The 18,372-nt window shown below is 62.0% G+C and carries 20 protein-coding genes; 3 read left to right on the top strand and 17 right to left on the bottom strand.

Annotation, left to right across the window (positions count from 1 at the left end; all coding sequences use genetic code 11):
- The first annotated feature begins 115 nt into the window (after nt 1–115).
- The 3 genes from C1896_01040 to C1896_01030 all read left to right on the top strand — a co-directional run bounded on the left by C1896_01040 (nt 116) and on the right by C1896_01030 (nt 2,731).
- Complete coding sequence (locus C1896_01040; GenBank protein AZZ43634.1) at nt 116–1,027, top strand: Lateral flagellin; 912 nt, start codon at nt 116–118, stop codon at nt 1,025–1,027.
- A gap of 352 nt (nt 1,028–1,379) precedes the next feature.
- Nucleotides 1,380–2,252 carry a CadC family transcriptional regulator gene (locus C1896_01035; protein AZZ47470.1) on the top strand — a complete coding sequence of 291 codons (873 nt, stop codon included), beginning with the start codon at nt 1,380–1,382 and terminating at the stop codon, nt 2,250–2,252.
- Nucleotides 2,249–2,731 carry a hypothetical protein gene (locus tag C1896_01030; protein ID AZZ43633.1) on the top strand — a complete coding sequence of 161 codons (483 nt, stop codon included), beginning with the start codon at nt 2,249–2,251 and terminating at the stop codon, nt 2,729–2,731. Before C1896_01035 ends, C1896_01030 begins: the two co-directional genes overlap by 4 nt.
- 634 nt (nt 2,732–3,365) lie before the next feature.
- Here the strand turns inward: C1896_01030 and C1896_01025 are convergent.
- The 17 genes from C1896_01025 to C1896_00945 all read right to left on the bottom strand — a co-directional run bounded on the left by C1896_01025 (nt 3,366) and on the right by C1896_00945 (nt 18,315).
- A complete protein-coding gene (locus C1896_01025; protein AZZ43632.1) occupies nt 3,366–4,280 on the bottom strand; it encodes a hypothetical protein in 915 nt (304 codons plus the stop codon).
- Complete coding sequence (locus C1896_01020) at nt 4,277–5,149, bottom strand: flagellar motor stator protein MotA (protein ID AZZ43631.1); 873 nt, start codon at nt 5,147–5,149, stop codon at nt 4,277–4,279. Before C1896_01020 ends, C1896_01025 begins: the two co-directional genes overlap by 4 nt.
- 225 nt (nt 5,150–5,374) lie before the next feature.
- On the bottom strand, nt 5,375–6,154 hold the full coding sequence (locus tag C1896_01015; protein ID AZZ43630.1) for an RNA polymerase sigma factor FliA: 780 nt from the start codon (nt 6,152–6,154) through the stop codon (nt 5,375–5,377).
- Nucleotides 6,155–6,164: 10 nt separating this feature from the next.
- The gene (locus C1896_01010; GenBank protein ID AZZ43629.1) at nt 6,165–6,626 is read right to left on the bottom strand and encodes a flagellar basal body-associated protein FliL; all 462 of its coding nucleotides are present in this window, start codon (nt 6,624–6,626) and stop codon (nt 6,165–6,167) included.
- 36 nt (nt 6,627–6,662) lie between these two features.
- Nucleotides 6,663–7,841 carry a flagellar hook-length control protein FliK gene (locus tag C1896_01005; protein ID AZZ43628.1) on the bottom strand — a complete coding sequence of 393 codons (1,179 nt, stop codon included), beginning with the start codon at nt 7,839–7,841 and terminating at the stop codon, nt 6,663–6,665.
- On the bottom strand, nt 7,838–8,161 hold the full coding sequence (locus C1896_01000; protein ID AZZ47469.1) for a hypothetical protein: 324 nt from the start codon (nt 8,159–8,161) through the stop codon (nt 7,838–7,840). Before C1896_01000 ends, C1896_01005 begins: the two co-directional genes overlap by 4 nt.
- The gene (gene fliS / locus C1896_00995) at nt 8,145–8,543 is read right to left on the bottom strand and encodes a flagellar export chaperone FliS (protein ID AZZ43627.1); all 399 of its coding nucleotides are present in this window, start codon (nt 8,541–8,543) and stop codon (nt 8,145–8,147) included. The genes C1896_01000 and fliS overlap by 17 nt, the downstream gene beginning before the upstream one ends.
- A complete protein-coding gene (locus tag C1896_00990; protein ID AZZ43626.1) occupies nt 8,540–9,880 on the bottom strand; it encodes a flagellar hook protein FliD in 1,341 nt (446 codons plus the stop codon). Before C1896_00990 ends, fliS begins: the two co-directional genes overlap by 4 nt.
- Before the next feature lie 615 nt (nt 9,881–10,495).
- On the bottom strand, nt 10,496–10,936 hold the full coding sequence (locus tag C1896_00985) for a flagellar protein FlgN (GenBank protein AZZ43625.1): 441 nt from the start codon (nt 10,934–10,936) through the stop codon (nt 10,496–10,498).
- Entirely contained in the window at nt 10,933–11,208 is a 276-nt protein-coding gene (gene flgM / locus C1896_00980) for a flagellar biosynthesis anti-sigma factor FlgM (protein AZZ43624.1), read from the bottom strand. Before flgM ends, C1896_00985 begins: the two co-directional genes overlap by 4 nt.
- Before the next feature lie 173 nt (nt 11,209–11,381).
- The gene (locus tag C1896_00975) at nt 11,382–11,807 is read right to left on the bottom strand and encodes a flagellar export protein FliJ (protein AZZ43623.1); all 426 of its coding nucleotides are present in this window, start codon (nt 11,805–11,807) and stop codon (nt 11,382–11,384) included.
- Complete coding sequence (gene fliI, locus C1896_00970; protein ID AZZ43622.1) at nt 11,804–13,135, bottom strand: flagellum-specific ATP synthase FliI; 1,332 nt, start codon at nt 13,133–13,135, stop codon at nt 11,804–11,806. The genes C1896_00975 and fliI overlap by 4 nt, the downstream gene beginning before the upstream one ends.
- A gap of 1 nt (nt 13,136) precedes the next feature.
- Nucleotides 13,137–13,835, bottom strand: a complete 699-nt coding sequence (gene fliH, locus C1896_00965) for a flagellar assembly protein FliH (protein AZZ43621.1) — start codon at nt 13,833–13,835, stop codon at nt 13,137–13,139.
- Between the two features lie 6 nt (nt 13,836–13,841).
- Nucleotides 13,842–14,909, bottom strand: coding sequence for a flagellar motor switch protein FliG (fliG, locus tag C1896_00960; GenBank protein ID AZZ43620.1), 1,068 nt, complete (start codon nt 14,907–14,909; stop codon nt 13,842–13,844).
- Nucleotides 14,881–16,560 carry a flagellar M-ring protein FliF gene (locus tag C1896_00955; GenBank protein AZZ43619.1) on the bottom strand — a complete coding sequence of 560 codons (1,680 nt, stop codon included), beginning with the start codon at nt 16,558–16,560 and terminating at the stop codon, nt 14,881–14,883. The genes fliG and C1896_00955 overlap by 29 nt, the downstream gene beginning before the upstream one ends.
- A gap of 20 nt (nt 16,561–16,580) precedes the next feature.
- Nucleotides 16,581–16,901, bottom strand: coding sequence for a flagellar hook-basal body protein FliE (locus C1896_00950; protein ID AZZ43618.1), 321 nt, complete (start codon nt 16,899–16,901; stop codon nt 16,581–16,583).
- Between the two features lie 28 nt (nt 16,902–16,929).
- Nucleotides 16,930–18,315: an AAA family ATPase gene (locus C1896_00945; protein AZZ43617.1), complete on the bottom strand. Its 1,386-nt coding sequence runs from the start codon at nt 18,313–18,315 to the stop codon at nt 16,930–16,932.
- Between the last annotated feature and the right edge of the window lie 57 nt (nt 18,316–18,372).

Raw genomic sequence — 18,372 nt, 5'->3', positions numbered from 1 at the left:
GATTTCGAAAAAATTTGACGTCAGGATTTAATCCTTCGCTTGGTGCTGTCGCCTTACCTTTTCAGCAGGCAGTCAAGCCAGCTCCTAACAGCCCAACGCACGAAGGATGATCACCATGGCCCTGTCCATTCACACCAACTACTCCGCACTGACCACCAACACTGCACTGAACAAGTCGAACAGCGCTCTGAGCACCAACCAGCAGCGTCTGGGTACTGGTCTGCGCATCAACTCCGCTGCCGACGATGCCGCTGGCCTGCAGATCGCCACTCGCCTGAACGCCCAGAGCCGCGGCATGGGTGTTGCAATGCGCAACACGGGTGATGCGACCTCCATGCTGCAGACCGCCGAAGGCGCCTTCAGCGAGATGACTGACATCGTTCAGCGCATGAAGGACCTCACCACACAAGGTGCCAACGGAACCAACAGCGGCAGCGACCTGATCTCTCTTCAAGCAGAGTTCGACGAACTTGGCAAAGAGCTGGCCAACATCGTCAAGAACACTCGTTATGCTGGCGAAACACTATTCAGTAACGGCACAGCCGTAGACGGTACCGTGGGTAAATTCTCCGCAGCCGTCAGCTTCCAGATCGGAGCAAGCCAAGCCGAGACACTTAGCTTTGACGCAACTGCCGCTCTCACCAAAATTACTGGGTCCCTGGCCGCAGCAGCCGATACCTACAGCGTTCCGGGCACGCCTGGTACCGAGATCGCAAGCACTCAGGTTGCAGCAACGGCCGTGAACACCAACGCTGGTGCAACTATCACGCTGCTTGAGACGGCATTGAATGACCTGGGTTCAATGCGCGCCAAGTTCGGTTCAACCATCAACCGCCTGAACCACGTCAACAACAACTTGGCGAACATGAAAGACAACACCGACATGGCCAAAGGCCGGATCATGGACGCCGACTTCGCCATCGAAAGCGCCAACATGAGCAAGAATTCCATGCTCATGCAGTCGGGCATCTCTATGCTCAAGCAGGCTGGCCAGATGCCAGGCATGGTCATGGGCCTGCTGGGCTAAGCCGCACGCAGTACCGCTGGTCGCTAAGACCGGATCAAAAAGCCCCGACTGGTTCGGGGCTTTTTGCTTTCCAAGCCCAGCCCCATGGAAGCTCCGACAAACGGCGGCTATTTTTAGCCAGACGTCCGCACACCAGATATGCCCGATTAATCCTAAATTTCAGCCGTAAAACGCTATATCTGCCCTTCCAACGGCACCTGTTCGGAGCGCTCGGCCCCTCGCCGCTCAGCGCTTTTAATGGTCTACCCGCTTGCCCTATCAAAAAAACGACGCCAATATGCCGGCGTCCCGTTTTGCCAAGGTCATCACACCGGTAAAACCATTAATCCGCAAAACCCGAACTCAGGCGCTCATGACCTCATCTCTGACCCCACCGGCCACCGATGCCCTCATCTGTCACCTGTTGAAAACCGGGCGCGACGGTTGCACGGCTCGCTTCGACCGCGCGCTCTTCCAGCTCGTGCTGACCCATGATGAACACGAAGAAACGCTCGATCTGGGTTTTTCCGGTAGCCGAGTGCTGGAGCGCCTGCTGCAGGTGCCAGGACAGGTGGTGTCCCGCGAGGAGCTGATGACCTATGCCTGGGAGGGTCGGGTAGTTGGCCAAGGCAGCCTCAATCAGCAGATCTACACGCTGCGCCAGGCCCTGTTCGATGCGGGCAACCAGATCATCCAGACGTTGCCGCGCCGCGGCTACCTGTTCAATCCGCAGTATTTGAAAGTCGACCAGGCGCAGCCCTCAATCAAAGCCGCGCCGTTGACGGTCATTGCTGAAAAGCATGGCGCGGTGGTGATGGACCTGCCGGCGCCGAGCGTTTTGCCAAAGACCGAGCAGCCTAAAGCCGCACGTCGTTACCGTTCGTGGCAAAGCATGGCACTCGCCGGCTCGGGAATGATGGTGCTGCTGGGCCTGGCGACCCTCGGCTTTCGCCTGGCCAGCAGCTCTGCGCCGTCGTTTACTCAAACGGTCGATGTCGGGGCGCTTGAGGTGCTGTATGTGGAGAAGAGCCAACACCTGCTCGATTCGCTGATTAAGGAAACAGGGCTGCTGGTCGATACGATGAGCAACATAAGTGCCGAGCCGGCGCGGTTGATCGTCAACATGTCCCCGGGCTTCTACGAGATCCGTTGCCTGCAAGGTGACGGCCGGGTCAATTGGCTCAAGGTACACAAGAGCCGCGTCCAGACCATTCCCAGCGACCATTTACAAGAGTGCCTGCAATGAATAGCCAGAACGAAACCGGCGCAGTCGGCAAACGCATGCTGCGGGTGATGGCACCTGCTGCGCTGCTGCTATGGGCGTTCGTGGCAATGGGCACCACTGGCACGGCTTCGTCGAGTCTCGACGGTCATTACAGTTCCAGCGGACATGTCTTGCTGAGCGACGGTACGACCCTCAAAGTCAGTCAGAGCCTGGTCTTCAACAAGGGCCGCTTTTACTCGATGACACGCAACGCGCCGGCCATCGTCGAGGCGTCCGGTCGCCTGGAAACAGATCTGCTCGGGCGGGCATCGCTGGTGGTGGAAGAAGGTCAGGTGCACGGCCTGGGGCCGAAAGACCAGATGGACGATGAGCTGGTATTCAACCTGTTCTACGGCTCCCACAAGGGCGCACGCATCACCCTCGAGCAGGTCGGCGCCTGCCTGTACGGCGTCGAAACCCGACAGGTCTATTGCGCAGACGACCACCCTAACCGCGGCTGAAATACATACCCGCCAGCGGCTGCGATGCGCCTGACAGAGCGCCTATCGGAATCGCGATATAGGCGCTGCAATCCATCCCATGCAGTGAACACCAGCGCCTGAACCCGTAACGGCGCCCGCGTGATCCAGCACCGATACGGCCCATCGCCAGCAAGCTGGCTCCTACGAACGGCCTATCTGCTAGATCCAAACCCGACATTTTGGTCCGAATGCCGAGCCTGCCGTCAGCCAATTCTGTAGGAGCGAGCTTGCTCGCGATCAAGGCACAGGGAGCTCCAAGGAGCCAGTCTCTGCAAAATGCCCAATCGTCAGCAAGCTGGCTTCTACAAACGGCCTATCTGCTAGATCCGCCCCGACATATTGTTCCGGATGTCGGGCCTGCCGTTGGCAGATTCTGTAGGAGCGAGCTCACTCGCGAACAAGGCGCAGCGAACTCCAAGAGCCGGTTTCTGCAAATATCCCACCCCAGCAAGCTGGCTCCTACGAACGGCCTATCTGCTAGATCCAACCCGATATATTGTTCAGGATGTCGGCCCAGCCACCGGCCAATTCTGTAGGAGCGAGCTTGCTCGCGATCCAAGCTTTAGTGGCACGCTCCGTAGGCGCTCATTCGCGCCTACCGCCCCCGAGCTGGTTAATCCGCGGACGCTCCGCTATAGCTCGCCCCGCTTTCGGAAAAGCGCACCTTGCCGTAGCTGTCGCCGAACAATTCCTTGTACAGCGCCTCGGCCGAGGCGGTGAGCAACAGGATTTCTACCCGGCGGTTGGCGCCGCTCTGTGGGTCTTCGGGGTGCAGCGGCATGACGTCCGCCTGAGCCGTTACCTGCAGCACCGAGCCTTCGCCCAGGCCTGAGTCGACCAGTGCATTGCGGGCGCGCAAGGCGCGATCCCCGGAGAGGTTCCAGTTGTTGTAGCCATTCTTCTGCCGGTACGGCGTGGCGTCAGTGTGACCGCTGATGATCAGCTTGTTGTCGACCTTGGCCAGCACGCCGGCGAGCACGCCTAGCAGCTTCTGGAAATGCGGATTGAGCGTCGCGCTGCCACGCTGGAACATGAAGCGCTGCTGGTCGTCCTTGATCAGAATGCGCAGCCCCTGCGGGACCACGTCTACTTCCAGGTTGGCCAAAGCATCGACTTCGCTGGCGACCTCGCGCATCAGCTCGGCGAGCTTTTTCAGCTCTTCGGTCGAGCCATAGTTGTGGCTGCCATCCCGATCGCCTTTCCCTTCCTTGTGGTCGGTGTCGTCAGCCTGCGGTGGGCGCACCGGCACGCCGTCGAGCTCCAGCGGCGAGGTGCTGGTGCCATCGAAGATACCGGCTCCGCCATCAACCAGTGGGTTGCTTTCCATCTCACCATAGGAGGGGTTGGTCTGATTCATCTGCGGCTGGATGATCCAGAGCACCATGAACAGCGCCATCATCGCCAGGGTGAAGTCGGCAAAGGCCACCTTCCAGGCACCACCATGTTCGTCGCCATGGCCCTTCTTGCTGCGGCGCTTGATGATGATCTCGTGCTCGCCGCCGCCCTTGCTCTTGTCCCGGCTCCTCATGCGGCGTCCCTTTCTTCCTCGTACTGCGTCACCCATTTTTCCAGCTGACGGAAGGCGGGTTTGACGTCCTGCTCGATCAGCTTGCGACCGGCGTCCACCGCCAGCAGCGTGGGCTTGCCGGCCACATGGGCGACCAGCGTGGTGCGCACGCATTCCAGCGCCGACAGCTCGGTCTTGATCCGCTGACTCATGGCGTTCGACAGTGGGTCCATCAGGCAGTAGCAGAAGAAGATGCCGAGGAAGGTACCCACCAGCGCTGCGGCCACGTGTGCGCCGATTTCCGCGACGCTGCCGCCGATGCTGCCCATGGTGATGATGATGCCCATGATCGCCGCGAGAATGCCGAAGCCCGGCATGGCTTCGCCGATCTTGTGCAGCGAGCGCGCCGGCTGCAGGAGGGCGTGCTCCATGGCTTCGAGCTCTTGTTCGAGAAAGCCTTCCAGCTCGTGCGCGGTGATCTTGCCCATGGCCATCAGACGGAAATTGTCAGCGATGAAGGCCATCAGGTTCTTTTCTTGGAGGATCAGGGGATAGCGCACGAACAGGTCGCTCTGCTCCGGCTCTTCGATATGCGAGTCGAGAACCTTCAGACCACCCACGTCGACCATCTCCAGCAATTCATAGAGCAGCATCAGCAACTGACGCTGAAATTCCTCGCCACGGCGCTGGTAGGCAAAGACGCCCTTGATCTGATGCAGCATCTCGATCAGGACTTCCTTGGGGTTACCGACCACCAGACTGCCGAGCGCGGCGCCGAGGATGATGACCACCTCGGCTGGCTGCCAGAGCATGCGCATATCGCCATTGGCCATGGCGTAGCCGCCCAGCACGCAACCGATGATGATGAAGGCACCTAATACTTTCTGCATGACTACTGACTTCTCTCGGTTAAGGGGCTGCTGACGCTTCGGCGCGAGCCGCGTTGCTGCGCCAAATGACGCCAGGTAAGGCGCGGGACGCCGGTAATGGTTATTCCCTTGCCAAGTCCCGCAACGCCGCATGGCGTCATTTGCCGCGCAACCCGAAGGGCCGGGCCTGTTTTTGCGCGGTTCAGCGTTATTCGTCGTTCATTTGGAGTAACCAAACTTCTCTCCTCATGCCTTGCCGCGCGCAAAAACAGGCTCCCGCGCGGCCGCGATCGAAGCGTCAGAAGCCCCTAAAAACCGACAGGCCTTGCCGATCGCCTGCTTGCTTAGCTGACAAACCCGGGCATCGCTGACTTCCAGCACCAGGGCGATTTCCTTCAGGCTCAGTTCGTGCTGGTAATACAGTGTCAGCACCAGGCGTTCGCGCTCGTCCAGTCGCGCCAGCGCTTGCGCCAGCACGCGCTCCTTGATCAGGCGCTCCTCGAATAGCTCGGTGGTGTCAGGGAAGTGCTCGTGGCCGCTCTGCAACAGCTCATCGAGGCTTTCGATCGCTTCGGATGAGTCAGCACAGAGGAATTCCTGGTATTCCTTTTCATCGAGGCCGGTGTGGGCTTTGATCTCTTCATCGCTGGGTTCATGGCCCAGTTGACGTGACAGATCGCGGATCGCATCGCGGACTTTGTGGGCTTGCTGGCGGACCTGGCGCGGGCGCCAGTCCTGGCGGCGCAGCTCATCGAGAATGGCACCACGGATTCGCAGGGACGCGAACTTGCCGAAGCCTTCGTCCGGCTCGCCGTAGCGGCGTAGGCCTTCGAGCAGCCCCATCATGCCGATCTGTTCCATGTCCTCGCGGTCGAGCACCTGGTTGGCCTGCAGTGACAGCTGGCGAACGATGCGTTTGACCAGCGGCAGGTACTGCATCAGCCAGCGCTGTTCGACCGCCGGTGCGAACACCGAGGGGCCGGCCGGCGTAGCGCCGTAATAGTCGATGGGGCAAGTGGCACTCATGGCGCGGCCTTTACTGCACGATCAGCTTGTTGACCAGCACGTGCTTGAAGGGCACCGCTGCATTCTTGGCTGCAAAATCGGCGAACAGGGCTGTTTCCAGACGCTCCTGCAACTCACCGATCTTCAGTCCACGCAATTCATCGAAGGAACGGGACGACAGGTAGCCCACCACCGAGTTACGCACGATGGGTTCCACCTGCTCGAAGTTCTTTGGCTCGTCCGAGGCGTCCGCCTGCAGCGCCAGATCGAGCACGAAATAGTGCTCACGACCCTCGCCGCGCACGCTGACGATCACTTTATCGACAGGGAAAAATTCGTACTCGGAGGGCTCAACCGGCTCGGCCGCTGCGACCTGTTCCGAGCCAGTGCCTTCCAGGCCAGGCTTGAGCAGCCAGTAGCTGACGCCAACCCCACCGGCAACGGTCAGGACGTTGAGCAACAGCATCAGCAGGACAATACGGGACGTCGACATAACTCACTCACAAATGGCTAATTAGGTTGAAACGGGTCAAACCGTTACCAGGACGTCCCGGGCGCGGCCGCTTTCACGTTGCTGTTCCTGCTCCTGCGGCCGGGCCGCCAGAGGTGCCTCTTCCCCTGCAAGCACAGGCCGTTGACGCGGCTGACCCTGCTGGCCGCCGCTGTCGGCGCCGACCTGCACGTTGACCTGGACGAAGTGCTGGCCCACCAGTTCATGGCGCAGACGCTCGCTGGTCTGCTGCAGCAGGCGCGCCACGTCGGCGTTCGCGGCAGACAGGTGCACGTTGAGCCGGCCCGACTCGTGGCTGAGCAGGATTTCCATGCTGCCCAGTTCCGGCGGATCGAGGCGGATGGTGGCGCTCTGGATCTTCTGCTGGATTTGCAGATCTACGTTTTCGCGCAAGGCGTGGAGCATCTGCTCGCCCCACTTGGCCTCCGGTGCCTGCAACTTCAGCGCACGGTCGGCAGACTGCAGCGGCGCGCTTTGTCCGCGCTTGACCGTCGCGGTCAGCGGGTCGCCCGCTTCCAGTGGCTCAGCGACGTCCAGAAGCGAGTCCAGCGACGCGGCCGGCATGGCATCGGCCGGCGTGATTGCGGCGGCCAGGGATTGGCCGACGCTCATCTCGACGATGGGCTTGGGCATGGCCGTCGCCACCGGGTTCAGCTCGACGATGCGGCCCTGAACAGCCATCTTCACGATGTTCAGCGAATCGTCCTGCACGGCGTCGAGCGGGGCATTGGCAAGCTGGGCCTGCCCCGGCAATAGGCTGAGCAGGTCGTCGCTCGCCGATGTGGCGGTTTGCGACAGTGCCTGTGGCACAGGTGCGGCGGCAACTTGTGCCGCATCGCGCGCCTGAATTTCGGCCAGCTGCTGGTCGATCATCCCCAACAACCATTGCTCAGGGGTCAGCTCTTGGGGCGCTTCATTGCCCTGGCTGGAATTGCCGCCTGCCTGCATCACCTGGCCCTGCTCGGCTGCCAGCTCAGGCAGCGCACCTTGCAACAGGGCGGCGGAGAACTCAGAGAGCTGATCATCAGCTGTGGTCGACGCCCGCTGCATGCGCTCAGCAAAGCCTCGCAGGGCATCGGCTGCCATCGCTCGGCCGGCTGTGGCTTGCCCACCGTGGCTCGCGCGCGCGGCAACCGGCAATGCGGCTTCAGCACTTGCTGCGGCGGCACGCGGGGCGGAAATTGACTGGATGATCATCCCCTGTCTCCGGCTTGGAACATGTCTATGCGCTGATAGGCGGCACGCCCTTCGGCGTGTTCGAGGTGGTTCAACAACAACAGGCGCAGGCGCTCACATTCGTCGGCACAGGCTTGCAGGCCTTCACCGTGGAGCTGCTTGAGGCGGTTCTTGGCAGCGTGGGTCGGCTCGTCCAGCTCAAGCCGCCCGGCCAGTGTTTCGAGACACTGGCGGATCGCCGCGTCAACCGCGGCGACCGCCGTCCAGTCGCTGCTCTGCAACGCCTGCTGCAATTCGCCGTGCAGCGCCATCAGGCGCTCGCTGTCACTTACGGGCGGCACTGACGCCCTCCCAGCCCTCGCGGAGAATGCTGAGCAGGTTGATCACCTCGTCCAGCCCTTCCAGCGACAGCGACACGCTGACGTCCGAAAGCCGATAGATGCAGTACTCGTACAGACGCGCCAGTCCCTGAACCACCTCGCCACCGCCCTCTTCGTCGAGCGCACCGTTGAGGCCGTTGAGGATGTTCATGCACTTTTCCAGCGATACGCCCTTCTGCTGGTAACGCTTGTGTTCGATGTGGCCGCGGGCACGGGCCAGTTCGTCCAGCAGGCCGTCCATCAGCACCAGCACCAGTTCGTAAGGGGACGCCGAGGCTGCACGCGCCTCAAGGTCTACCGAGCGGTAGCTGTCATAACTGTCGTTAGGGTGATAGCTGTTCATGAGAACAATCCGTTAGCTTGCGGTGTGGTTGGCATCGAGAACATTCCGCTGGTCTGCTCCATGCTCTGCATGGTCTGCATCATGGTGGTGAACTGCCGCAGGTAGCGGCTGTAATGGGTGTCGTACTGCTGCTGGAGGTTCTCGAACTGCTCGTCGATACGGCGCAGGTTCATGTCCAGCGTGTCCATGCGGTTCTTCAGCAGCCCGTTGGTGCTGCTGGTGTACGCGGCGACGGTTTTGTCCATGCTGTCGAGCAGCTTGTCGGTGCCAGTGAACAGCTCCTCGAAGCCCGCTGGATCATTAGCGACCGCGGCTTCGAAACGCTTGGCGTCGATCGTCAGCTTGCCGTTACGGTCGGCACTGATGCCGAACTCGATCAGGCTCTTGCCACCGAAATCGGCACGCAGCAAGCCGTTCAGGCGGCTCTCGATGGAGCGCACGCTGGAATCGCCGGCCAGAGCGCCACGCTTGGCACTGTCACCGCCACTGGCGGTCAGCGAATCGAAGCTGGTCATCAGCGCATTGAAGGCGTCGATGAAGGTCTGCGCCTTGGCCTGGGTGCCGGCCTTGTCTTGCGCAATGTCGATCGTGAGTGCCTCTCCGGCCGCATGCGCCTTGGTGAACGTCATGCTGACGCCGTCAATGACGTTGGCAAACGTGTTGCTCGTGCTGGTCAGTTTGATGCCGGTCGCATCGCGCCCGAGATAAACCTCGGCATCTGCCGCACTGGACAGGCGTACTGGAGCGGTAACAGCAGCTTCGACGTCTGTATTGCCAGCAGCGCTCAGGCTGATGGCTTGATTGGCACCGGTTGTCGTGCTGGTCAGTACGAGATTGACGATGCCGTCGCTACGCACCAGGGTGGCTTGAACACCTGAATTATCAGCTGCACCGTTGATGGCGCTGGCAAGGCCGTCAAGCGTGGTAATGCCAGCCATGTCTACCCCGAACGAAGGAACGCCAACCTGTCCGATCGTGAGCGTGCCTCCGCCGGCCAGGCTGGCATCGGTAAATCCCTGCAGCGCGACCTGGTCTTTGCTGGCGAGCCGTTTGACGAAGAAGTCATAGCTTCCCGATTGCGCTGTGGTTCCGACCGTGGCGGTGGCGTACCCCTCCTGGCTGAAGGTCGCGCTATTGGTCAGCATGCTCGTCGTAGTGCTGTTGAGCTTGGTGATGGCCGACTTGAAAGTCGTCATCGACGTGCGCAGCGAGCTCAACGCGTCGCGCTGAGCCTTGTAGCGCGATTCGTTGCGGTTAAGCCGATCCAACGAACCCTGAACTTCGTAGGTGGCCAACTGCGTCGACATCTGTTGTACGTAATCGGAATTTATAGCCATCACCATCCCCTCTTGAAACAGGTAGAGCAAGTTGGATGCCAGTTCTCGAATACCCGTATTACAGGCGTTTCAGAGCCGGCCATGCAGAAAAAAGGCTTCCGCAACGCGACAAGACGAGGAAACGGGGAAGCACCGTTTCCGCCTCGGCCGATGGCGGAACATCTGTCTATAAAGGCGACGTGAAAGGCGAGGGAGTTAAAGCGGCAACCGAAAAGGATTAATCCTTATCAGCACGAGCGGCTTGACGATCGTGGGTCGCGCCCAAAAGCGCCATGCAGTGGATTGAGCTGTGGAAGGCTTGGGCTCGAGACGAGCCTTTTTACTTGATGGCGCTCGCAGACTTTGATCGCCAGCAAGCTGGCTCCTACGAAAAGCGATACGTGCAGGTTGGGTGCGTCACGACAGACAGCCGCCGCCGCGATAGCGCGCTCCTGTAGGAGCCAGCTTGCTGGCGATCGGCGGACTAGAGGAAACCTCGACCACCACTGGACGTAAGACGGGTTCGCTTTTCCCATCCAACGTTTCGCTTTAAAACACGCTGCATGATTTATCCCCCATGAGGCCAGCGCGACGTGCTCTGCTCATGGGAAGGCGCAGGGAGTCGAACGTTACGCCTCAGTAGGCCTGAGGCGAGTAGAGCCGCGCGTCCTGCCCACCGGCGAGCAGCTGCTGAAGGATGTCGTGGTGCATGGCGAGCAGCTTGCCGTTGTGCTCGTTGAACTGCTGGCACTGCACGGCGAGGTCGCCAACCTGGCGCCAATGCTGCTGGAGGGATTCGCCGCGCTCACCCGTGCAGCTGGACAACAGCCGCCGCATGCCCACGCCCGAGGTTTCCAGACGGAAAGCCGCCAGCACCTTGCTGCGGCGCTGGGCACGCGCGGCAATGGCTTCGACGCGGACGGTGATCTGCAGGTTGATGCGATCGATCTCCAGCACATCGCGTTCGAGCAGACGTCCGTAGAGTTCCTGCATCAGCTCGCGCAGGGCGAGGTAATCGCCGCAGTCCTGTTGCAGGTCGTCATCGACGACTGACAGCAACTTCTCACGCTGGCTCACGCATCGTTTCCACGGTGGTAGCTGAGCATGCTGCTGGCCAGCTCACCTACGTCGGTGGAGATTTCGCCGCGCTGCAGGGCTTGCTTGATGGCCGCTACCCGATCCATATCAACCTCGGGCATGGCGCGCAGGGCATCCTGCATTTGCTCCAGCGGCAGGCTTGCGGCTGGACGTGCGGTTGCCTGGGCAGCAGGACGGGCGCTGGCCGGACGCGCCGCGGCGGTCTCGGTGGGCATTGTAATGGCGGGCTTGAACTGCCGGCTGATTTCCATGATTTCGTTCCAACTCGGTGGTTACTGCCTAACAAGCGACCGCTCGGGCGGATTACTTAAATCTTTTTTGCAATCGGACGGACGAGTGGCGCCGTTAGCGCCGTGCGGCGCCGGGTGTACCGTGATCGCCAGCAAGGACTTGGCGTCCCCCTGGCTCCTACAGCCGAAGCGACCTAGGCAATCTGGTTTCGCCACCAGGTCTGCGCCGCCAGACCGTCCTGAATCTTCTGTTCCTGCGCCATCAACAGTTGCTGCCACTGCTGCATCTTGGCCTCGATCACATGCTCGACCACCTTCTCGCTGCGCATGGCCTGCAGCAGCTCCTGCTGAATGCGCGTCAGGGCCTGCTCGGCCACCGCCAGTTCGCGGCGCTGCAGCTCGACCATCTTGTACAGCGTGGCCTTGTAGCGCTGCTGGTTGTCACGCTGCAACGGCGTGCTCATCGGCACACTGAAGCCGCACAGGCGACTCAACCCGGTGATGTTGTTGCGATAGCGCTGGCAGAGGTTCTGCTGATACTGAACCTGCCCGAGCATCTGCTTGACCCGGTTGCCACGCAGGCTGGCCAGGCGCGTGAGCGTTTCGATCTGCTGCTTCATGGTTGTTTGATGATGCTCTGCAGGATGGTGAGACTGGTTTCCAGCTCCGCGGCCTCGCCCACCTCTTGGCGCAGGAAGCGCTCGATGGTGGGTGCCAGCTTCACGGCGCGGTCGGTTTTCAGGTCTGCGCCCGGGCTGTAGCCGCCCAGCGGGATCAGTTCCTTGATCTTCTCGTAGGTGCTGTAGAACTCCTTGAGCTGGCGCGCCGCGCCCAGATGCGGCGGCTGGCCGACCTGGCTCATGCAGCGGCTGACCGATGCGCAGATGTCGATGGCCGGGTAGTGCCCGGCATCGGCCAATCGGCGCGACAGCACGATGTGGCCGTCGAGAATCGCCCGTGCGCAATCGACGATTGGGTCCTGCTGGTCATCACCTTCAGCGAGTACGGTGTACAACGCACTGAGGCTGCCATTGTCGTTGGCACCATTGCCGGCGCTTTCCACCAATTCCGGCAGCATGCCGAATACCGACGGCGGATAGCCCTTGGTGGCCGGCGGTTCGCCCAGGGCCAGGGCGATTTCGCGCTGGGCCATGGCGTAGCGGGTCAGGGAGTCGACCAGCAACAGCACGTCGTTGCCCTGGTCGCGGAAGTAGGCAGCGATGCTGTGACACAGCTCGGTGGCCTTGAGGCGCATCAAGGGCGATTCGTTGGCCGGCGCGACAACGACGACTGCCTTCTTCAAGCCCTCCTCGCCCAGCGAATGCAGCAGAAACTCCTGCACCTCACGACCCCGCTCGCCGATTAGCCCGACCACCACCACGTCGGCCTTGGTCTGCCGGGTAATCATCCCAAGCAGCACGCTCTTGCCCACACCGGAACCGGCGAACAGGCCGACGCGCTGGCCCTTGCCGAGGGTGAGCATGGAATTGATCGCCCGCACGCCGACGTCCAGCGGTTCGCTGACCGGCTTGCGCTTGAGCGGATGCACCGATGGCAGCTCGGTGGGCAGCAGATCACGCCCGCTGAGCTTGCCCATTTCGTCCAGCGGCTCGCCAAGGCCGTTGACCACCCGCCCCAGCCAGGATTCGTCGATATGCAACTTGGCGTCATCCGGTGCCGGAAACACGCGCGAGCCGGAGGTGAGCCCAACCGGCTTCTTGAATGGCATCAGATAGGTGATATCGCGGTTGAAGCCCACCACCTGCGCTTCGAGCATGCTGCCGTCGCCCTGTTCGACGAAGCAGCGCTGGCCGGTCATGCGCTGGCAGCCGAGGCTTTCCAGCAGCATGCCGGAGACGCGCACCAGCCGGCCGCTGACTTTCGCCAGCTGCACGGTATCCAGCGAGCGCAGCGCCTCGTCGAGCCGGAAGCTCTCGCGCAAGGACATTTCAGGCTTCCGCCCGGATGTGTTCGGCCAGGGTGTCCATGCATGAATCCAGGCGCTGCTGGCAGCCGATATCGGCTTCGGCCTGAGCCGTCACTACACGGCACTCGCCGAGCGCCAGCTTCTCGTCCGGGACCAGCCGCCAGGCTGTTGCGCGCTCAGGCGCCAGCTCCTTGATGCGGGTGCATTCCTCCGGGTTGAGCAGGATGCGGACGTCTTCCTGGTCGCCCGGCATGGCGGCCAGGGCTTCCTCGGCCAGCGTCAGCAGCTGGGTCGGATGGAGGGTCAGTTCGCAGCGAATCACCTGCTTGGATACCTTCTGCACCAGCTCCAGTAACTGCTCGCGACGCGCCTGCTCGAACTCCTGCCGGAAGCGCTCGAAGCGCTCGACCAGTTCATCCATCGGCCGGGCCGCTTCGTCGAATGCGCGACGCCCGTGGGCGCGGCCTTCTTCACGGCCGATGGCCTTGCCGTCCTCGACACCACGCTCGAAACCTTCGCGATGCCCGGCCTCTCGGCCCTGCTCCAGCCCCTGCTCGTAACCCTTGTCGATGCCTTCCTGAAAGCCATCGGCGACCGCTCGTTGCAATGCAGCCGGGTCGCCAGCGACGCTGTCGGCCAGTTCGGCGGCGGTGCGCACGCGAGGCGGAAAGCGGAACGGACGCCAGGAGCGGCCTTCACCCTTGATGATCTTGATGCTCATCGGCGCTTACTCGACGGTCTGTTCGCGGAACAGCTGAACCTGCAGATCGCCGTCGTTGGACATGTCGCGGACCACCGCCATGATGTCCTTGCGCACCTGCTCCACCCGCGACAGCGGCACCGGGCCCTGGCGACGGTTGATCGATTCCATCTGCTGCGCCTGACGCTTGGGCATCGCACCCTGAATAGCCTTGACCAGCGCGGGTTCGGCGCCCTTGAGCGCAACCACCCACTCTTCCAGCGGGATCACTTCCAGCAGCGTCTGCAACACGTCCTGGTTCTGCCGCGAGAGGATGAAGAAGTCATACATCTCATCCTCGATCTTGCCCACCAGCTCTTCGTTGTGGGCGCGCAACAACTCGAACATCTGGTCACGGTTGCCCTTGAAGCGGTTCATGATGTCCGCCGCCTGCTTGACGCCACGCACCTGCGAACCCTGATTTGAGAGCACCTGCAGGCTGCGATCGATGAGCTGTTCCAGCTCGGCGATCACGTCACTGTTGACCTCGTTGAGGTTGGCGATGCGGTAGAGCAGCTCGTCCTGACGCTCGGCCGGCATGCACTCGAGCACGTCGGTGGCCATGCCCGGCGGCAGGAAAGCGAGGAACACCGCCTGCATCTGCGCGTGCTCCTTGGCAATCAGCGCAGCGAACTGCTTGGGATCGAGCCACTCCATCTTGGCCATCTTGGCGCGGATCTCCTCGCCATAGATGGAGTCGAGCAGCGAACGGGTGATGTCGCCACCCAGCGCCTTGCCGAGCATGCCAGACAGGTAGGTGCGCGAGGCGCCCTTGATGCTGCTCTGCTCCTTGTAATCGTCGAAGAAGCGGCTGATCACGTCGGAAACCATCGGCTGCTTGACGTTGGACAGACGCGCCATCGCTTGGCTGATGCTGATGATTTCCTCGCGGGAAAAGTTGCGCAGGATGCCAGCGGAAATGTCGTCGCCCATGCTCAGCATGAGGATCGCCGCTTGATCCAGCGAACTCACCGAGCGCAACTGCACCGGGCGCGCTTTGATTTCCTTGCTCGAGCCGGTCACCGACTCAGCTGGCTGGGTTGAGGTCTCTTTCATTGCGGCCTATCCAATGCTTGATGACTTCCGAAACGCGCTCCGGGTCGTTCTTGGCGAGCATCTGCAAATGCTCGATCTGTAGCTCCAGCCCCGAACCAGGCGCTGGCAGGCGAATTTCCGAAAGCGGATTGAGTTCGCCGAATACATGGATGCCGTCGCCACTGGGCCGTGGGCTGGCCAATGCCGCGCGGGTCTCGGCCTCGATGGGCAGCGGCCCGGGCGCAGCCGCCAGGGTGCCTTCCAGTGCAACCGGATCAGCTTCGCCTGGCGCGTTGCGCTGGGTCAGGCTGCGAACAGCCGGACGTACCACGATCAACAGCAGCAGCAGCGCGATCAGGCCGGCCACGCCAAGCTTGGCCAGGGCATGCACTTGACTGTTTTCCCACCACGGCACTTGTTCAGTGACGGTTTCAACGGCGGCGAAGGGCAGCACGCTGAGGGTCAGCAGGTCGCCACGCGTTTCCTTGAAACCGACGGCGCTGCGTACCATGGCCTCGAGTTCCGCGCGGGCCTCGTCGCTCCAGCCGCCTTCCGGCGCGGCGGCGGCGTTGAGCACCACAGCCACACTCTGCTGGCGCAGGGCAAAACCGGCGTGCTTCACGTGGATCACGCTCTGGTCGTAGTCCAGTTGACGGGTGGATTCTTCGCGCAGGGAGGTCGCGCCCTTGGTCTCGCCTGGGGCCGGCTTGGGCTCCTCGCCTTCCTTCGGCGGGGCCACAGGTCGGTTGGCCAGCGAGCCGGGCACGCCGAGCGCCAGTTGATCCAGCGCGCTCTCGTTGCTCAGCACTTCGCGACGTAGACGCGGCGTTTCGCCGTAGGACTGGAGCGTCTCTTCCTTCTGGCTGAAATCGATATCGGCCGCCACGCTGATGCGGTAGTTACCGCTGCCCAGCACCGGCGCCAGCACTTCCTCGATATTAGCCACGGCCTTCTGCTGGTACTCCTCCACCGCACCCCAGCTCTGCGACGGGCCACCACCGACATTCAGACCGCGAGACAGCAGTGCACCGTATTGATCGACCACGCCGACGTCTTCGCCCTTGAGGTTGGGCACGCTACCGGCCACCAGATTGACGATCGCGCCAACCTGATCCGCGCTCAGCTTGTAGCCGGGTTCGAGCTGCACCATCACCGAGGCCTTGGTCGGTGCGCGCTTGCTGACCACGAAGGAGCTGTTCTCCTCCTGCGCCAAGTGCACACGCGCATGCTGGATGCCCTTGAGCGACATCACGGTGCGCGCCAGCTCGCCTTCCAGGCTGCGCTTGAGGCGCACGTCCTGAACGAACTGGCTGGTGCCCAGCGGCTCTTCCTTGTCGAACAGCTCGTAGCCGGCCGGCAGTGCGACCTTCACACCCTTGGCGGCGAGCAGCATGCGTGCACGGGACAGCTGGTCCTCACGCACCAGAATCTGCCCGCTCTGCGGATGGATGCGGTATTGCACGACTTCGGCGTCAAGGACCTGCATCACCTCGGCGACCGGAAAGGCTTCACCGGCGCCATGCAGCGGCCGGAACGAGCCGTTGTCGCGCCACAGGTAGAAGGCCACAGCCACGGCCAGCGCGGCAGCGATCACCGCCATGCCGGCGAGCGTTACCCGCGGGTCGAGTTGGAAGCCACCTGCTGGCATCCTGCTTTTCAGTTTTTCAAACACGGCTTAGCTCTCACGCTCGATCACAGCGGCATTCTCATGACGTCATCGAACGCCGTGGTCAGTTTGTTGCGCACTTGCAGCAACGCGGAGAACGACACGCTGGCCTTCTGGCTGTCGATCATTGCGCCCACCAGGTCATCGCTCTTGCCGCTGTCCACCGCGGCCATGGCTGCGCCGGCCTGGTGTTGCTGGGCATCGACCGAACGCATCGCCGCCATGAACATCCCGCCCGCATCGGGCGCCGCCTGGTCAGCCGGCTTGATGGGCGCGCCTGAGGCGACACCCTGGAGCTGCTGCATCCGGCCCAGCAGCTCCTGCTGTACCTGAGTGATTGAACTCATCGCTGGCTCTCCCCTTGCCTTGTTTAAATCAGAAATTCAGCTCAATGCCCTGCTCGCGCATGGCATTGAGGCGGTAGCGCAAGGCACGCGAGGTCATGCCGAGGCTGGCTGCGGCCTTGGTCTTGTGCCCGTCGAACTTGCGAATCGTGTCGATCACGTGCTGGTACTCGGCCCACTTGCCGCTGGCGCGCAGGGCGGCCTTGCCGGTCTCGGCGTTGGGTAGCGGCAGCCGCTCGGTGCGCACTTCGGCTTTTGCCGGTGCCGCCAGGCCGAGATCCTGCGGCTGAATGAACAGGCCGTTGCGCAGGACCAGGGCGCGCTGCACGGTGTTCTCCAGCTCGCGAGCGTTGCCCGGCCAGTCGTGTTGCAGCAGAGCGCGGCAGGCATCGCTGGTGAACAGTTCTTCACCGGCTTCCTGCGGTGCGTACTTGGTCACGAAACGCCGAGCCAGCGGCAGTACGTCTTCCTTGCGCTCACGCAGCGGGCTGATATGCAACGGCAGTACGTCGAGACGGAACATAAGGTCGGCGCGGAAGCGCCCTTGTGCCACTTCCACCTGCAAATCACGGTTAGTGGCGGCGATGATGCGCACGTTGAGTTCGATTTCCTTGCGCCCGCCGAGGCGCTCCACACGCTGCTCCTGCAGTACGCGAAGCAGCTTGGCTTGCAGCCCCAGTGGCAGCTCGCCGATTTCGTCGAGCAGCAGGGTGCCGCCGTTGGCCAGTTCGAACTTGCCCGGCTGGGCCGTCACGGCACCGGTAAAGGCGCCCTTCTCGTGACCGAACAGAATCGATTCGAGCATCTGCTCGGGGATGGCCGCGCAGTTGACTGCAATGAAGGGTGCGTCGGCGCTGGCCGAGAAACGATGGATGTAACGTGCCATCAGCTCCTTGCCGGTTCCGGTTTCACCGGTGATCAGGATCGGCGCCCGGGTCAGCGACACACGCTGCGCCATGGCCAGCAAACGACGGCCAGCCTGGGAACAGGAGACGAAACTTTCCTGGGCCGCGTCGGCAAATTCCTGGCGACGCAACAACGCACTCAGCTGGCTTTCGCTGAACGGAGACAACAAGTAGTCGACACAACCCAGTTCAAGCAAGGCGGCGGCCTTTTCCTGATCGGCGTATTGCACGACGGGAATAACACTGATGGCGCGTCCACGACGAATCAGTGAATCGACCTGCGTATAGAGAGTTGGCTGTTGCATGCCGCTGATCAGGATAAAAACCAGCGACGCGCCCTTCAATGCGGCGTTATCCAGATCATTCAGGCCGGCATAGGAAAAGACCGCACAACCTTCCTTGCGCAGACCCGCTTCAAGGAACTCGCAACCCGCCTCTGCGGGATTGCCGACAATAAGTATTTTCTTGCGCGCCGGCGCTGGAGCGAATAGCTCTTCGCGGCAGTAGTTCATTGCATGACTGACACTGTTCAATGTGACCACCTTGGCGCTGTTACGCCTGTTGCTCGA

The organism is Pseudomonadaceae bacterium SI-3 (assembly GCA_004010935.1).
GTDB lineage: Bacteria > Pseudomonadota > Gammaproteobacteria > Pseudomonadales > Pseudomonadaceae > Stutzerimonas.
The sequence above is the reverse complement of the archived record's forward strand: the minus strand, read 5'-3'. Positions and strand labels throughout refer to the sequence as shown.